This is a genomic window from Providencia heimbachae ATCC 35613 (assembly GCF_001655055.1).
Taxonomy (GTDB): Bacteria; Pseudomonadota; Gammaproteobacteria; order Enterobacterales; family Enterobacteriaceae; genus Providencia; species Providencia heimbachae.
In genome coordinates, this window is sequence record NZ_LXEW01000073.1 from 1 (window position 1) to 209 (window position 209).

1 pseudogene is annotated in these 209 nt (G+C 37.8%); it reads right to left on the reverse strand.

Features of this window, described 5'->3' with window-relative positions:
* Positions 1–5: 5 nt before the first annotated feature.
* Positions 6–209 (reverse strand): annotated as a pseudogene (gene ansB / locus M998_RS19135) (L-asparaginase 2); the annotation flags it as partial.

Sequence of the window (209 nt, forward strand, 5' to 3'; positions counted from 1 at the left end):
ATTAATTAGTATTTTTCAAACAATGTTTGGATTTTTTTAGGATCTTGTGTTTCTGTTAATGCTAATTGTAATAAAACACGCGCTTTTTGTGGGTTCAGTCTTTCTGAGGCAACAAAGCCGTATAAGTTATCATCAACCTCTGCATTACGCGTTGTATAGCCTGTCGGTACACGGCTAGCACGAACAACTACAACATCTTCTTTTGCGGC